Here is a 15,671-nt window from a genome sequence, read left to right as displayed (position 1 = left end):
AATCCTACCCCGCATTTCATCTCTCATTAAGCATAATAAGCCGGTACTGCTTTACATTATGTGAGCCATCTATAATTATTTGACACCGAGGGTTTCACTACAGATTTAGACCAAAAATTGAACCAAGGCATCATACAGATGCGGTTTGAGGGTCTCTTCTAAAGACTTCAATAAGATCAAAAATAAGAATACAGAAAATAACCCATATAAAACCTGCAATATAGCCACCTGCAATATCCGAAGGAAAGTGGACTCCAAGATAAATACGGCTGATGCCAATACTCAATATCAGAAAACCTAAAAGTAAAATAATGATAATTTTGAGAAAAACATTGATATTGAATCTGTAAAACAGATACATCAAAAACCCATAAAACGCCATCGCACTCATAGCATGCCCGCTAGGATAGCTCAGTGTCTCTACCGATACCATATGTTCAATACCTGGTCTTGCCCGATCAATGAACCGTTTTAATATTAAATTGGAGATTGCCGATAAAGCTAAGACCAGAACTATTTGTACCGCATATTTCCAGCGCTTATAAACAAATATTGACAGTAACGCAATAGCTCCCAACACGATGGCATACCCGTAAATATCCCCGACATGGGTCACAAAAATAAAATATTTGGTCAGTGATGGGTTGCGGTGAGAAATCACATATTCGGTGATTCGATGATCATAGTCTGCCAACACATCCGATTTTAAAGTTTCGGTAAGTTCGACAAACAAATTGATTCCTCCAACAACAAGAACAAGTGCAATAACAACCGTGATAATATAAGGTAGCGTCACATCATATTGATCAAATTTGTCTCTTAAAAAAGTTCTTAATTTACTAATTAAGAGTCCAACGATTTTTCTCATATTACAAGCTGTTAATGATAATATTCTATAAAGATGGTTATCATCTTGTGATTATTGCGCAAAAACTAATTAAAAAATCGCAAATAACGGTGCGCAATGGCAAATTTATCGAACGGTATCACAGAAAATATTATTTCTGCAAGTCAATTTCCTTTAAATTTTCAATTCTATTTCTCACTAAGAAATCATCAATAGTCTCAAAATGCTCAATGACTCTTTGGTTTTTAAATTCGAAAACTTTTTGCGATAACCCTTGTAGGAAATCGCGGTCGTGGGAAACTAAAATCAAGGTGCCGTCAAATGCCAATAAAGCCTCCTTTAAAACATCTTTTGATTTTAAATCCAGGTGATTTGTAGGCTCATCCAATATTAATAAGTTAACAGGTTCCAACAGTAATTTCACCATAGCCAATCGCGTTTTTTCTCCACCTGAAAGTACACTTACTTTTTTATCAATATCATCACCTTTAAACATAAATCGACCGAGAATATTCTTGATTTGTGTTCTCACATCACCTTCGGCAACTTCGTCAACCGTTTGGAAGATGGTCAGGCCTTCATCCAATAGTGAAGCTTGATTTTGAGCAAAATATCCAACCTTCACGTTGTGGCCCAAATGGCACGTTCCTTCTACCTCAATTTCACCCATAATGGCTTTGATCATAGTGGACTTTCCTTCACCATTTCGACCTACAAACGAGACCTTCTCCCCTCTTGAGATTGACATATTGGCGTTTTCAAACACAACATGATCGCCATAAGACTTTAATAAATCCTTAACCGTAACAGGATAATCTCCTGAGCGTTGGGCTGGTGGAAATCTCAATTTCAAAGCGGAAGTGTCTATATCATCTACTTCAATAATTTCCAATTTCTCCAACATTCGTTCTCTGGAATTTACCTGATTGGTTTTAGAATACGTCCCTTTAAATCGCTCAATAAACGCCATATTATCAGCAATAAAGCGTTGTTGTTCCTGATACGCTTTAATTTGATGGGCACGTCTATCTTCTCGCAATTGTAAGTAATGTGAATAATTGGCTTTATAATCATATATCCGTCCCATGGTGACTTCAATTGTTCTGTTGGTGATATTGTCAATAAAGGCCTTATCATGAGAGATAACCATCACAGCATTGGCCTTGTTGATCAAAAAATCCTCAAGCCAGATCACGGACTCGATATCAATATGGTTGGTGGGCTCGTCCAACAGAATCAAGTCAGGCTTTTGCAGTAAAATTTTTGCCAATTCGATCCGCATCCGGAAACCACCACTAAACTCACTGGTCATTCTGGTGAAATCAGCACGCTTAAAACCTAATCCGATTAACGCTTTTTCAACTTCAGCATCATAATTGACGTCCTCCAGTGCGTAATATTTTTCACCTAAATCAGATACTTTCTGGATGATTTTCATATAATCATCAGAATCATAATCCGTTCTGGTTTCTAAAGCTTTATTTAATTGTTCCATTTCATCGCGCATTTCAAAAATGTGTGAAAAAGCTTTAGAAGCCTCGTCAAAAACTGTGCAGGCATCTTCAGTCAGTAAATGCTGGGGCAAATATGCAATAATAGCATCTTTTGGAAAACGCACATGGCCTTTTGACGGCCTTTGTTCACCAGCAATAATTTTCATCATTGTAGATTTTCCTGCCCCGTTTTTGCCCATTAGGGCAATTTTGTCATTTTCATTGATGGTGAAAGACACCTCACTAAACAAGGTAGTTCCGCCAAACTCCACTGCTAAATTATCGACTGAAATCATAGGTTTAATTTTAAGGTGCAAAACTATAATTTATTTTGATAACTGCTGGGGTTGAAAAATCAAAAAGTTGCAAGGTATTCAGGTTTTAGAACCATTATTAAATGTAACTCAATTGAAAGAAAAGCGTTCCCATTTCAGATTTTCATTTCAAATCCATAAAATCCTTAGTATCTTTATAAACGCTATGAATACACTCACTAAAAAATATATTGAAACCCGCCAACGTACAGAGTTGCTCTGCAAACATTTGCAAGTAGAAGATTACACACCTCAATCTGCTGTTTTTACGAGCCCCCCAAAATGGCATATTGCTCATGTATCTTGGTTTTTTGAGGAAATGATTTTGAAAAACCATGTCGCTGACTATAAGGTTTTCAACGAAGATTTTGGATTTTTATTCAATAGTTACTACAACAGTATTGGTGAACGCATTGAAAGAAACAATAGAGGATTATTGACACGGCCCAAAATTGAAACCGTATATGAGTTTAGAGCCTATGTAGATAAAGCGATGATTGAATTGTTAGAGTCAACAACTGACAAAGACATTATATCCCTGACCATTTTAGGGATCAATCATGAACAACAACATCAGGAATTGTTGGTTTCAGACATAAAATACACACTATCTTTCAATCCCCTATATCCTAAACTTTACGAATCGAATTATGTTACGAATTATAATAAATCAGATGATTGGCTAAAAATTGATGAAGGCATTTACACTATTGGCCATGATAGCAACGACTTCTGTTTTGATAATGAACTGGGGGTGCATCGGGTGTTCTTGGAACCGTTTGAAATTTCAAATGGACTTGTAACCTATGCTGATTTTATGGCGTTTATTAAGGATGACGGGTATAAAAAACCCGAATATTGGTTAGATGAAGGCTGGTTTTGGATTAGTGATAATAAAATTGAGCATCCATTATATTGGAAAAATATCAATGACCAATGGCACCACTACACTTTATCTGGCTTAAAGGCCATAGACGATAATGCTATCTTGACCCATATTTCATTTTATGAAGCGTCAGCATTTGCCCAATGGAAAGGTTGTCGATTACCCACGGAATTTGAATGGGAAGTTGCTTCTAAACAATTTCAGTGGGGAACGCATTGGGAATGGACCAACAGCGCCTATCTACCCTATCCAAAATTTAAAACAGCTGAAGGAGCAGTTGGAGAGTACAACGGCAAATTTATGATCAATCAGATGGTTTTGAGAGGTGCATCCAGTGCCACTGCACCGGGCCATAGCCGTCATACCTACCGGAATTTCTTTCACCCTCAAGCACAATGGCAATTTTCAGGAATCAGACTCGCTAAATAATATATGAACAGAAACTTTCAAAAAGACATCGATTTAGGCTTGAGTGCCAAAAATAAAACCTTACCCTCCAAATATTTTTATGATGAAATTGGCGATGCGCTATTTGTCGAAATCATGAATATGCCGGAATATTATCTCACCAATGCAGAGTTTGATATTTTCAAAAATCAGAATCAAGAGCTTATAAAAGCGTTAAAACTTGAAAAAAACACCTTTTTTGAGCTTGTGGAATTAGGTGCTGGCGACGGAACAAAAACAAAACAGCTCCTCAAAACATTAAATGATCAGAATTATAATTTTAAATATGTTCCCATTGATATTTCAGAAAATGCGCTGAACCAGCTGAAAAAGTCAATAACCAAAGAACTGCCAACGGTGCAGATCCATCCAAAACAAGGCGATTACTTTAACGTTTTGAGTGGTCTACAAACCTCTAATCACCCTATAATTGTCTTGTTTTTAGGCTCAAATATTGGAAATTTAACCGATGAGAGGGCCAATGACTTTATTCAGAAGCTTGATTATAATTTAAAAAAAGAGGATAAAGTTTTACTCGGTGTCGACTTGATAAAACCAAAATCTGTTGTTTTGCCTGCTTATAATGATGCCCAAGGTATTACCAAACGATTTAATCTCAATCTATTGACAAGAATCAATAAAGAATTGAATGCCAATTTTGATGTCAATACCTTTGATCACCAACCAGAATACAACGAAGAAGAAGGCGTGGCCAGAAGCTATTTGGTAAGCACAAAAGATCAGAAGGTTTTAGTCAAGGGCTTAGACAAAACTTTCACATTTCAAAAGGGTGAAAAGATCCATATGGAAACCAGCAGAAAATATAACGATCTTATTTTAAATGGAATATTGGCAGGATCATCATTAAAAATTATTGATCGATTGACTGATTCACAACATCTTTTTGCGGATTATATTTTGGAAAAATATTAATAAATAAGAGACTGAAGACGGCTTACAACCCAACTTTTAGGCCAAGAATCACCTATTCTTCTCCTCAATCCATTTGCTCATATATTTGGTAGCTTGAAGCAAATGATGCTGCAGCATCTGACCCGTAAAGTTGTTATGTCGATGATCCTGCAGATGCTGAATGGTGGTTTTGACCTTAGCGAACAACCGATCGTGAAAAATCATCTTATCGAATCGTTGGTTGAGCACCTTAAAGCCATTTTGCTGTTTCTCTTTCCAAAGAGCATCATTTTTATAAAGTAGAACTGCATTATCTACGAATATATTTGGATCATCCTCAATACTCCCATTCGGCACCATATTTCCAAACATACCCTCTGCAGCTATAGAACTCATCATACAAACTGTACCATTTTTCATGGCATCAACTAATTTTCCTTTTAGTCCCGCACCAAAACGTAATGGTGCTAAACACACTTTGGCTATTGCCATGACCTCATTCACATCTGCCGCAAAACCTTTGATCAAAAACCCACTCTTTTCATGATGCAATTGATTTACTTTTTGAGATGCGTAGGCTCCATAAATATGTAATTCGGATTTGGGCAATCGCTTCCTGATTAAAGGCCAAACTGTTTCCTTTAGGTATAAAATTGAATTATAATTAGGCTCGTGCAAAAAGTTACCGATGGTTATGAAATGCTCGCGCTTATCAAATTCAGGAAGCTTGGAAATCTCTATATCAGAAATCTTATCAAGCAAAAACGGCACATAAATGAGTAAGCTGCTCGGAATCTTAAAATGGTTTATCAAAATATCCATTTCCACTTCTGAAATAATCAAGGACAGGTCACAACGGTAAATGCTGGCCATTTCACGTTTTGCAAAGTCATTGAGGAGATAAGATTGGTCAAAATCCTTTCCATCTTTAAAAGCTTGCTGCCTGCCTTTTCTCAAACAGTGCAAATCTTCAGTGTCAAGTATTCTCAATGCATTTGGACAATGTTCCGCCACGCGCCAACCAAATTGCTCTTCAGTTATAAAGCGATCAAAAAGAACAATATCCGGATTAAAACTCTTTACAAAACGATCAAAACTGGACTGGTTCATCTCAATGTTCGCTTGGACGATGCCAATCTCTGATAAGTCGAATGCCTTGTCACTTTTGGCACAGGCACTCGCAAAGATAATTTCGTAATCTTCTTTTTGAAAGGCTTCAATAAGCTGCATCATCCGGCTACCAGCGGCCGAACTTTTAGGTTCTGGCCATACGTGACCGATGATGAGTAATTTATTTATCATAGAGCTGCTTAGAATTGAAATTCAAAATATTTAAATTGCAAATTCGAATGAGACTTCAAATAATTGAAATTTGATATATTTGATATCGGGCTTAAAAATAAGTAAAACGAGTGACTACCGATCAACTTTATGCCGAATTAAACTACGTTGACCATTCGCGTGCCAATAGGCTAAAATACGCCAATTTAATACTGGAACAACCGGAATTGATTCCAGAATTACTAAGCATCGTTTTTAAGGTTGACGATAAAACTTCGTGCAAGGCTGCTTGGATTCTTGAATTTGTGTGCAGCGAAAATCTTGAAGCTTTTATTCCGTATTTGGAACTTTTTACTGAAAATATATATCGTGTGCATTTAGACTCGGCAGTCCGACCCGTTGCAAAGATATGTGAATACCTGACCAAAGCCTATTACTCAAAAACCGAAGAGACAGTACTTAAAGTTTTATCTGATAGCCACAAAGACCTCATCATTACAGCTTGCTTTGATTGGATGATCAGTGATGAAAAAGTTGCTACAAAAGCCTATTCAATGAATACCCTTTATTTGTTTGGTCAAGATTTTGATTGGATCCACCCAGAATTGACACTTATTTTAGAACGGGATTTCCATAGGCAAAGCGCTGGATTTAAAGCGCGCGCACGTCAAATTCTTACAAAAATAAAAAAAGAATACGAGTAAAAACATGGAGAACAGAATGTAAAATCTAAACTTGTAATAAATCGTTGCAGACCATGGCGACATGAGTCATATTAATATTCGAACATACTTCAAGCTTCCTGCTCCTAACTTCTCACTTTCTTTATTATCTTTACAACTTCTTTTTAAATCAAAAAACAACATATCTAATGTCATTATCACCTTTAAACGCTATTTCTCCAATTGATGGAAGATATAGAAACAAAGTCAGCAGTTTAGCCGATTATTTTTCAGAAGAAGCACTCATCAAATATCGGGTTCAGGTAGAAATCGATTATTTTATTGCATTATGTGAACTACCACTGCCTCAGCTAAAAGATTTTGACACTTCAAAATTTGATGATTTAAGAGCTATTTATACGCAATTTTCTTCTGAAGATGCACAAAGGATCAAGGCCATTGAAAAAGTAACCAACCATGATGTTAAGGCGGTTGAATATTTTATTAAAGAGAAGTTTGACGCACTTGATCTGAAGGCCCACAAGGAGTTTATCCATTTTGGATTGACCTCTCAGGATATTAACAACACGGCAGTTCCACTCAGTATTAAGGAAGCCATGAACGACGTTTACGTTCCTGAATACCAAAATGTTATTAAAAAACTGAAAGCACTTTCTAAAGAGTGGGCAAACATTCCGATGTTGGCACGTACGCACGGGCAACCTGCATCGCCGACACGATTGGGCAAAGAAATTGACGTATTTATAGTGCGATTGGAAGAACAATTCAATTTGCTAAATGATATCCCGAGTGCGGCTAAATTTGGTGGTGCTACAGGAAATTTCAATGCACATAAAGTTGCTTATCCAAAGATTGACTGGAAAGCATTTGGAACTCAATTTGTGCAAGGAAAATTAGGCTTACACCATTCCTTTCCTACAACACAGATTGAGCATTACGACCATATCGCAGCTTTATTTGACAGTTTAAAGCGCATCAATACCATCCTTATAGATTTAGATAGAGATATGTGGACGTATATCTCCATGGATTATTTCAAACAAAAAATAAAAGAAGGGGAAGTTGGCAGTAGTGCTATGCCACACAAAGTCAACCCCATTGATTTTGAAAACAGCGAAGGAAATTTAGGAATTGCCAATGCCATTTTTGAGCATTTATCCGCAAAATTGCCAATTTCACGCTTACAACGCGATTTAACCGATAGTACGGTATTGAGAAACGTTGGTGTTCCTTTTGGGCATACTCTTATCGGATTCAAAAGTACTTTGACTGGTTTAGGGAAATTAGTATTGAACGAACCTAAATTTCAAGAAGACCTTGAGAACAATTGGGCCGTTGTTGCAGAAGCTATCCAAACCATCTTAAGAAGAGAAGCGTATCCAAATCCGTATGAAGCCTTAAAGGGATTAACGCGAACCAATACCACAATTAATCAAAAGTCGATTTCAGATTTTATTAATACCTTAGAAGTTTCAGAGGCTATTAAGGAAGAACTCAAACAAATCACCCCAAGTAATTACACAGGAATATAAATGATGGCAAAAATTGACATAATTGCACGGATCCTTACAGGGGTTGTCGGGATTGGCTTTTTAATTGCTGGCGTTTTTGGTGTGCTCGATTACTTTATAGTGAAGTTTTTGTTGTTTGGAACTTTTATCTTTTTAGTTTTATATATGTTAATCAGATTATATGAAAATCAAAATCACCCAGAATCCTAATGTTTCTGGGTGATTTCCCGATTATTTAAAAAACTCTGTAAACTGACTGAGTTGTGAATCATCTATATTTGCTTTATCCAACGCAGATGCTAATGTCATGATTTTATTTGGGTTCATATCTCTCCCTAAAACCCTTACAATAGCGAAGCCTCTACTATCAATATTTCCAAACAGGATAAACTCATCAATATCATCGTCTTTACCCAAGGTTTTAATGGTAAAGGTCCCTTCTTCAGGGCTGCCTCCGCGCATTAATTCTTCATATTTCGGATTGTCCAAAATAGTTTTCACTTTTGCCATTTCTGCTTCATATTCCATAATATTGTCCGGTGTGACTTTGTAAGCCAACATATTTAACTTTTGGATGGATTTATAAGCGTCGTTTTGATCTTGAGTCAATTGTTGTTGATCAAGATTTAACATACTTAAGGGTACATCTATTGAAAGAAAATTAGGTTGTTCTTGACTATCAACATAATAACTCTGTAACGACGGCCCTTGATTGCAACTATAAAGCGTTGCCATCAGAAGAGTCATTACTGTTAGATTTCTGATTAATGATTTCATAATTATTGTTTTTTACCTTTTCCTGCTTTTTCAAGATGTTCGCCACCTGGAACATTCATTTTATCTGTGATTTTTGATATTTCTCTCAAATCAACATCGCCAATAATGGACACCAAGATGGTTTCAAACGCTCTTTTTTCACCATTAATTTCAATATTCGCGTCTTCGGTCAATTCTTTCAAACCGCTAATGTACATCAACAGTTCTTTGACATGGTTGGCATCAGATCCTTCTTTGACGTAAAACTTTACCGATTGATCACCATCCTTAAAGCGCATCAATTCATCTAATTTTGAACTGCTAATATACTTTTCTGTATCAGCGGCCAAACTTGAAGAGATATTTGAATCGCCTGTACTTAATACCTTGATGCTCTGTATTTTTTTGACCATATCCAAAAAGCTCTGAGCCTCCAGATCATCAAGATCTACGTCTATAGTAGCAATCATCTTAAACATTTTTTGACTGATGACTCCAGACGTCACGCCTTTCATGGATTCATATTTATCAAAAAAGCTCTGACCAAAGGATAAGATTGGCGCCATCAATATGGCCAATAATAGAACTGCTTTTTTGCTCACGTCATGCTTTCTTTGAAGATAGACGCGAAGATTTTTTAATTTTTTCATACTTTCTTTATTTATCAGGTTACTTGTTTTTAATTATTTTATTTGTTGCTTTATTAAATTCTTTAATATGGATTAAGTTTTCAGCTCCTTCATTCAACTTCGAGGACACTAAAGTTAAAGCTCCTAAGTTACTGGAACCTTTATTGAGTTTAGAGGACACTAAATTGAACACCTCCATAGTTTGATTGTACGCCATTAATTGTTCTTGGTCCAAATCACTCAAAGTTGCTTTCTGATTCATTTGAGTCACTTGATAATAACCACCCAACATAAGAACGACTACAGCTGCGACAGAAATCCACTGGTACAATTTAGTGCGTCTAATCCTGGAAGCTTTCGGGAGCAATGGAACGTCTTTGGTAAACTGCTCTTGTTTTGAATCCGATACGTATTGAAACAAATATTTATAAGGTTCCAAATGTGCAGGCACATCGCCTTGGGCAAAATACGCTCTAATCTGTGCTTCTTCAGCCAAGCTTGTTTCAGCATTATCGTATTTTTCTAAAAGTTGTTCTATATTATTTAATGCCATAATTGTGTTTTTTAGTCAATTTCTCTCTTATTGTCTTTCTTGCTCTTGACAAAGCCACTCTCACTGCGGTTTCGTTCATTTCCAAAACCTTAGCAATTTCATCATAACCGTATTCTTCTATATCTCTAAGTTGTACAATAATTTTTTGCTGATCAGGTAATTCCTCCATAATTTTCGATACCCAGTCCACACTATCATTGGCTTCTATTTGTTTTTGTAATGATATATTATAATCCTGATAATTGCTGTGGACAATTTTTAAGTTTTGTGCTTGTTTTGATTTTAATCGGTCCAAGCACAAGTTTTTAGTCATCGTCATCGAAAAAGCCTCAACATTTTTGTAATCTTTTATCTTCTCCTTATGGTTCCATAATTTCATCAAAATCTCTTGAGTGGCATCTTCAGCCTCCTCTCTGGAGACTAGAAGCCGTTTAGCAAGTCTGAAGACCTTATCCTTAAAAGGCAGTACCAATTTTACAAAATTAGTTTGTGTCATTATGGTTGGTTTTATAACAGGTGAGTTAAACCTGTTCCCTGTTCTTACGACGAAAGACTTTCAGTTTTGTTACAAATATTTTCGATTTTACAATAATGTAAGTAAATTTCGAGTTAAATTACCGACCAATTAACTATATAAAAAAAATAAGTCCCATGAAAATTTTAAAATTTGCCCTTTTCGCTCTTATTGTTTTCAGCTTAAATATGAGCTGTTCTAAAGACAAAGATGATGAAGTGCCACCTCCGGTTGTCGTTAAAAATGAAGTCAATGATTATATATGGACAGCGATGAACATTTTTTATCTCTATAAAGCAGATGTTCCTAATTTAGCAAACAGCAGGTTTCCAAGCGATGAAGCCTATACAAACTATATTAACGGATATTCCGTATCTGAAGAGTTCTTTGAAAGTTTAATATTTCAAAGAGAGGTTGTGGATCGTTTTAGTTTTATAACTCCAGATTATATTGCATTAGAACAACAGTTTCAGGGTGAATTCAAAACCAATGGCTTAGAGTCTAATTATTATCTCCAACCTGGCAGTGATACGAAGGTATTTGGAATTGTTAGACTGGTATTAAATGACAGTGAGGCAAGTGCCGCAGGTTTACAGCGCGGACAAGCTTTTAATGCGATTGATGGTGTTCCAATGACCAGGGACAATTTCAATACACTTTTAAATCAAGACACCTACACTTTAAATTTGGCCACTTACAACGATAACGGTACGCCAACACCTAATGACGACAGCGTAGACTCGACTTCTGAGACGGCAACATTGACCAAAAAACCTTATAACGAGAACCCAGTTCACACCACCAAAGTATTGGACATCAATGGTTCAAAAATTGGTTATTTAATGTATACTAGCTTTACCAGCAATTATGACCCTCAGTTGAACGAAGCTTTTGGGGAATTAAAATCTGCTGGCGTTCAGCATTTAGTTTTAGATTTAAGATATAATGGCGGCGGCTCAGTCAATTCTGCAGCCCTTTTGGCCAGTATGATTACCGGTCAATTTAATGGTGAAGTTTTCTCCAAACTTGTTTGGAATGAAAATTTACAATCTGAAAACACTGCATATACATTTAAAAACAATGCTCCTGAAGGTGTTGGCGCTATTAATTCTCTGAATTTAGAAAAGGTATACGTCTTAACAACCAATAGAACAGCCTCTGCCAGTGAGCTCATTATCAACGGGCTTTCCGCTTATATTGATGTGGTTCAAATCGGGGATAGAACAACGGGCAAATCTCAAGCTTCAGTCACCTTATATGACTCTGAGAACTTTACGAAGCAAAACGCAAATCCAAATCATACGTACGCCATACAGCCTTTAGTAGCTGTATCTGTGAATAAAGATGATACACGTGTGCCACCTAATGGTTTCTTGAATTCTATGGAGCAGTTTCAGATGAGAGAAGCTGTAAATTTCTATGGCATTTTAGGCGAACCAACCGAACCATTTTTAGCTAAGGCTATTGCTGATATTACAGGGGTTGCAGGACGCCCACTTCAATCAGCTGACAATTATCTGACACCTTTGCAGGATCATGTTGATCGAAAATTGATGGATAAGGAAATGTATATTGACGTGTTGGATCATCTTCCAACATTTGAAAATTTGAGATAAAAATATTAAACAATATAAAAGCCGCTATTTAAGCGGCTTTTTTATTGAATTTTATGATTGAAATTAATCATTAAAATAGATTCCTCCAGGATTAATGCCCACCTCTTTTGAATGCAATATCGCATTGGTAGCTAAGTCAAAACTTTCTAAAGTTCCATTTGATGTATAATCTTCTGCACCTACACCATATAAAATATTATCGTGTACCGTCATAAAATTAAAATTGACACCTTCAATTTCTGGTGTGGTCGACAACTCTTGGCTACCTATAGCTAATTTATAAACGCCGCCATTTAAAGTATAATAAAGAGATTCTCCGTAAGATAAGTTGGATGGGTGCTCATTATCAACAAACTCAATAGTTGTTGAAACGGTATTAGAGCTCGTATTGATAACATCCAATTGACCGCCAGTTTCATTTCCTGTCCAAGCTGGTATGCCGCCAGACAACACATATAACATCCCTTGGCTATCAAAAACCATTGAATTTGGAACATCACCAACAGTTATCGTCTCTACCTCATCAGAATTCGGTTTAATTACCGAGACAACATTATTTTGGCTGTAGCCACCTTGGTGTGCTACGTAAATAGAGGTTTCATTTGCAACTATTCTTTCAGGACCTTCTTCTACTGAAATTGTACTTGAAACTGTATGGTTCTCTAAATTGATAACTGCCACGTAATCATCATCCGGATTCGAACCATCGCCCCAGTTGGTCACATAGCCTTTTCCTGATAAAAAAGTAATATAGCGCGGATTGCTTAAGCCAGAGTCAATAGTTGCTACCGATTGAAATGTATAGCGGTTGACCACCTCTATCTTTTGTGAATTGTTCACCACGATATAAGCCAAATCACCATAAAAATCTATACTTTGTACAGTATCGCCCAACAACGTTCCATTGACATTGAAGAACACTTTTTGTTCGGCATAAGCGAAATCATCCGATATAAAAGTGACTGCACCATTGCCTTGGTCAAAATTACCTTCGTTTGTAACCAAAATACCATCTTCATATGCGCCTTGTGGTTCTTGCTGATGGTTATCATCATCACTACTACAAGAGAATGACAAAATAAGCACTGATAATGCTAATACTAAATTGTTTTTAATTTTCATAGTTTTAAAATTTGAGAGTTAATTGTAATTGATAATTTCGATTGGGCATTGGACGCAACGCCACATTTTCATAAGTTGTATTATAAAGGTTATTGATATTAAACTGTAAAATGGAATGGACATTTTTAAAGAGCTCATATTTATAGGAAAACCCTAAATTACCCACGTTATACCCATCCAATTGTCCTCCAATAATGTTCACATCGCCGTTAAATAAATGCTGGTAAAACACATCCAAAGCTTTAAAACGATAGCCAAAATTTAAATTAGCTTTATGTAAGGGTACATAAATGAGCTGTTGAGCACTGGTATCATTTTCAGAAATGGTATAAGAATATCCTGAATTGAGATTCAAATTATGACTTCCAATAGTGTGCTTTAAGAAAATTTCAAATTCTGCACCATAACTTTTTACCTTATTAATGTTCTGCGGACGGAACAATCCAGTGTTATCGGGCACCCATTGGATCATATCTTTAGTATCGATATAATAAGCGTTCAATTTTAGGTCGATGAAATTTGATGAAAATTCTTGACCTAAATCCACTTGATAAGATGATTCAGGAAGCAAATCGAGATTACCACCAGGATTCCAATACAAATCGTTAAAAGTGGGCACCCTGAAATTTTTAGAACCATTTAACTTAATGGTATAACTGTCGCTAAAATGATATGCGCCATCTACAGAAAACACGAGCGGACTTTCAAAATCTGATGTAAAGTCCTTTCTGATGCTCAATCCGTAAATCAGAGGTTCAGAAACTTGATGTCGCCATAATGCGGTGGCGGAAAATGCATTTCTATTCGGATTTTCAAAATCATCACCGTTTCCAGAGTACTTGGCAAACTCAAGAATCGTCCGCAAATCAATAGTTTCAGTCAGTTTGATATTGAGATTGTGGTTGCCTATTAAACTCTGCACCCGACCAGAGGAATAGTAGTCTGCATCTTTATTCTCAAAGTATTTAAATTCCTCAAGAAGATGTACCACCTTCACTTTTGAAGTGTACTGTTTATGAAAATAGCCCCACTCTAGCATCGACCTATAATTGGTGTCTTCATATTTACTTTTTGACGGTGCCAAGAGCGTTCCTGAAAAATTTCGATCGCCTAAAAAACTTTGGTGATATAACTTCAATACATGATGCTCATTAAGCAGATAACCTGCATTGAGATTTAAACTCAAATTATTGTATTGACCATTTTTATTGGTTTTATCGGTGCCCAGATATTTGTAATCATTTTCCGAATCGACGTAGGCCACTCCCAGATTAAGCGACCATTGCTCTGAAGCTGTTGAAAGGCGATAATTTGCCCGCTTGGTATCAAAACTACCATAACTGATTCTAACCATATGGTCGGTGTGCTTCATAAAAGATAGTGCATTACTCAAGTGCAAACTTCCTCCTATGGCGCCGCTGCCATACTGTACACTGCCACCACCACTGCGGATTTCGACCGAATCATAATTTGAAGTGTTGATGGTATTATAATCGACTTGACCATTAAGTTGGGAATTGATGTTGATGCCATTCCAAACCACAGCGGTCTGTGAGGCATTCGTACCTCTAAAAGATGGTGAGGACACCATGCCATAACCGTTTTCCTTAAAGTATATATTTGAATTATGTCGAAGTAAATCGGTCAATGACCATGGGCTTTTTCTTAAAATAGAATCTTTTAACACCGTCACTTTGTAGCCTGAAGTGTAGCGTTTTAATTTTACATCGCTCAAGAGAACTTCATCAAGTTTTTGGATAGAGTCCAGCTGTGCTTGGACAACATTGAAGTTGCCAATAACCAAAACAAATAAAATATAAAGCAGTCGTTTCATAATCTAAAGGCTCTTTACCCGAAAGCCGCTTTTGATGATGAAATTGGCAGGTCTCCTGACTTGCGTCTTCATGTTTGCCTTCCCATTTCGCTAATAGAAACAGTGACTTGAAGTGTAACATGAAGCTTTATAGCTTACAGTTGCGGGAACAGTTTTGGATTTCAACCAAATTCCCTTTTAATTGACATAGATTATTATATCAAACCAAATTCGGTGCAAAAATAATCATTTTAATTGGATAAAATCCGTAGGCTTAAAATGTTTTGATTCTAT

Annotated in this window: 15 protein-coding genes and 1 riboswitch; of the genes, 6 read left to right on the top strand and 9 right to left on the bottom strand. The window is 36.4% G+C overall.

Features of this window, described 5'->3' with window-relative positions; all coding sequences use genetic code 11:
* Window positions 1-130: 130 nt before the first annotated feature.
* Both H3Z82_RS01045 and H3Z82_RS01040 read right to left on the bottom strand, forming a co-directional pair.
* Entirely contained in the window at window positions 131-868 is a 738-nt protein-coding gene (locus H3Z82_RS01045) for a phosphatase PAP2 family protein (protein ID WP_182202022.1), read from the bottom strand.
* Between the two features lie 130 nt (window positions 869-998).
* Window positions 999-2,636, bottom strand: a complete 1,638-nt coding sequence (locus tag H3Z82_RS01040) for an ABC-F family ATP-binding cassette domain-containing protein (protein ID WP_182202021.1) — start codon at window positions 2,634-2,636, stop codon at window positions 999-1,001.
* 184 nt (window positions 2,637-2,820) lie between these two features.
* Between H3Z82_RS01040 and egtB the strand changes: the two genes are divergently transcribed.
* Complete coding sequence (egtB, locus tag H3Z82_RS01035) at window positions 2,821-3,969, top strand: ergothioneine biosynthesis protein EgtB (RefSeq protein ID WP_182202020.1); 1,149 nt, start codon at window positions 2,821-2,823, stop codon at window positions 3,967-3,969.
* A gap of 3 nt (window positions 3,970-3,972) precedes the next feature.
* Window positions 3,973-4,920, top strand: a complete 948-nt coding sequence (locus H3Z82_RS01030; RefSeq protein WP_182202019.1) for an L-histidine N(alpha)-methyltransferase — start codon at window positions 3,973-3,975, stop codon at window positions 4,918-4,920.
* Window positions 4,921-4,968: 48 nt separating this feature from the next.
* On the opposite strand, the gene H3Z82_RS01025 is transcribed toward H3Z82_RS01030, so the two are convergent.
* Entirely contained in the window at window positions 4,969-6,201 is a 1,233-nt protein-coding gene (locus H3Z82_RS01025) for a glycosyltransferase family 4 protein (protein WP_182202018.1), read from the bottom strand.
* Between the two features lie 110 nt (window positions 6,202-6,311).
* On the opposite strand from H3Z82_RS01025, the gene H3Z82_RS01020 reads away from it, so the two are divergent.
* From H3Z82_RS01020 to H3Z82_RS01010, 3 genes are all read left to right on the top strand, one after another.
* Window positions 6,312-6,884: an adenylosuccinate lyase gene (locus tag H3Z82_RS01020; protein WP_182202017.1), complete on the top strand. Its 573-nt coding sequence runs from the start codon at window positions 6,312-6,314 to the stop codon at window positions 6,882-6,884.
* A 167-nt stretch (window positions 6,885-7,051) separates the two neighbouring features.
* A complete protein-coding gene (purB, locus tag H3Z82_RS01015) occupies window positions 7,052-8,395 on the top strand; it encodes an adenylosuccinate lyase (protein WP_182202016.1) in 1,344 nt (447 codons plus the stop codon).
* Window positions 8,396-8,584: a hypothetical protein gene (locus H3Z82_RS01010; RefSeq protein WP_182202015.1), complete on the top strand. Its 189-nt coding sequence runs from the start codon at window positions 8,396-8,398 to the stop codon at window positions 8,582-8,584.
* Between the two features lie 21 nt (window positions 8,585-8,605).
* Here the strand turns inward: H3Z82_RS01010 and H3Z82_RS01005 are convergent, their stop codons facing one another.
* From H3Z82_RS01005 to H3Z82_RS00990, 4 genes are read right to left on the bottom strand one after another with little or no spacing between them, the layout of a single operon-like run.
* Window positions 8,606-9,151: a DUF4252 domain-containing protein gene (locus H3Z82_RS01005; protein ID WP_182202014.1), complete on the bottom strand. Its 546-nt coding sequence runs from the start codon at window positions 9,149-9,151 to the stop codon at window positions 8,606-8,608.
* A gap of 2 nt (window positions 9,152-9,153) precedes the next feature.
* Entirely contained in the window at window positions 9,154-9,780 is a 627-nt protein-coding gene (locus H3Z82_RS01000; RefSeq protein WP_182202013.1) for a DUF4252 domain-containing protein, read from the bottom strand.
* Window positions 9,781-9,799: 19 nt separating this feature from the next.
* Window positions 9,800-10,312 (bottom strand): hypothetical protein, encoded by a 513-nt coding sequence (locus H3Z82_RS00995; RefSeq protein WP_182202012.1) that lies wholly within the window; start codon window positions 10,310-10,312, stop codon window positions 9,800-9,802.
* The gene (locus H3Z82_RS00990; RefSeq protein ID WP_182202011.1) at window positions 10,299-10,808 is read right to left on the bottom strand and encodes an RNA polymerase sigma factor; all 510 of its coding nucleotides are present in this window, start codon (window positions 10,806-10,808) and stop codon (window positions 10,299-10,301) included. Before H3Z82_RS00990 ends, H3Z82_RS00995 begins: the two co-directional genes overlap by 14 nt.
* Before the next feature lie 155 nt (window positions 10,809-10,963).
* On the opposite strand from H3Z82_RS00990, the gene H3Z82_RS00985 reads away from it, so the two are divergent.
* The gene (locus H3Z82_RS00985) at window positions 10,964-12,442 is read left to right on the top strand and encodes a S41 family peptidase (protein ID WP_182202010.1); all 1,479 of its coding nucleotides are present in this window, start codon (window positions 10,964-10,966) and stop codon (window positions 12,440-12,442) included.
* Window positions 12,443-12,505: 63 nt separating this feature from the next.
* Here H3Z82_RS00985 and H3Z82_RS00980 read toward each other — a convergent pair whose 3' ends face one another.
* Together H3Z82_RS00980 and H3Z82_RS00975 are read right to left on the bottom strand one after the other, a co-directional pair.
* A complete protein-coding gene (locus tag H3Z82_RS00980) occupies window positions 12,506-13,564 on the bottom strand; it encodes a DUF5074 domain-containing protein (protein WP_182202009.1) in 1,059 nt (352 codons plus the stop codon).
* Window positions 13,565-13,568: 4 nt separating this feature from the next.
* Window positions 13,569-15,398: a TonB-dependent receptor plug domain-containing protein gene (locus H3Z82_RS00975; RefSeq protein ID WP_182202008.1), complete on the bottom strand. Its 1,830-nt coding sequence runs from the start codon at window positions 15,396-15,398 to the stop codon at window positions 13,569-13,571.
* Window positions 15,399-15,426: 28 nt separating this feature from the next.
* Window positions 15,427-15,622, bottom strand: a riboswitch (cobalamin riboswitch).
* Between the last annotated feature and the right edge of the window lie 49 nt (window positions 15,623-15,671).

Source organism: Gelidibacter maritimus (assembly GCF_014062315.1).
GTDB classification, from domain to species: domain Bacteria; phylum Bacteroidota; class Bacteroidia; order Flavobacteriales; family Flavobacteriaceae; genus Gelidibacter; species Gelidibacter maritimus.
This window is presented reverse-complemented; position numbering and strand designations above follow the sequence as displayed.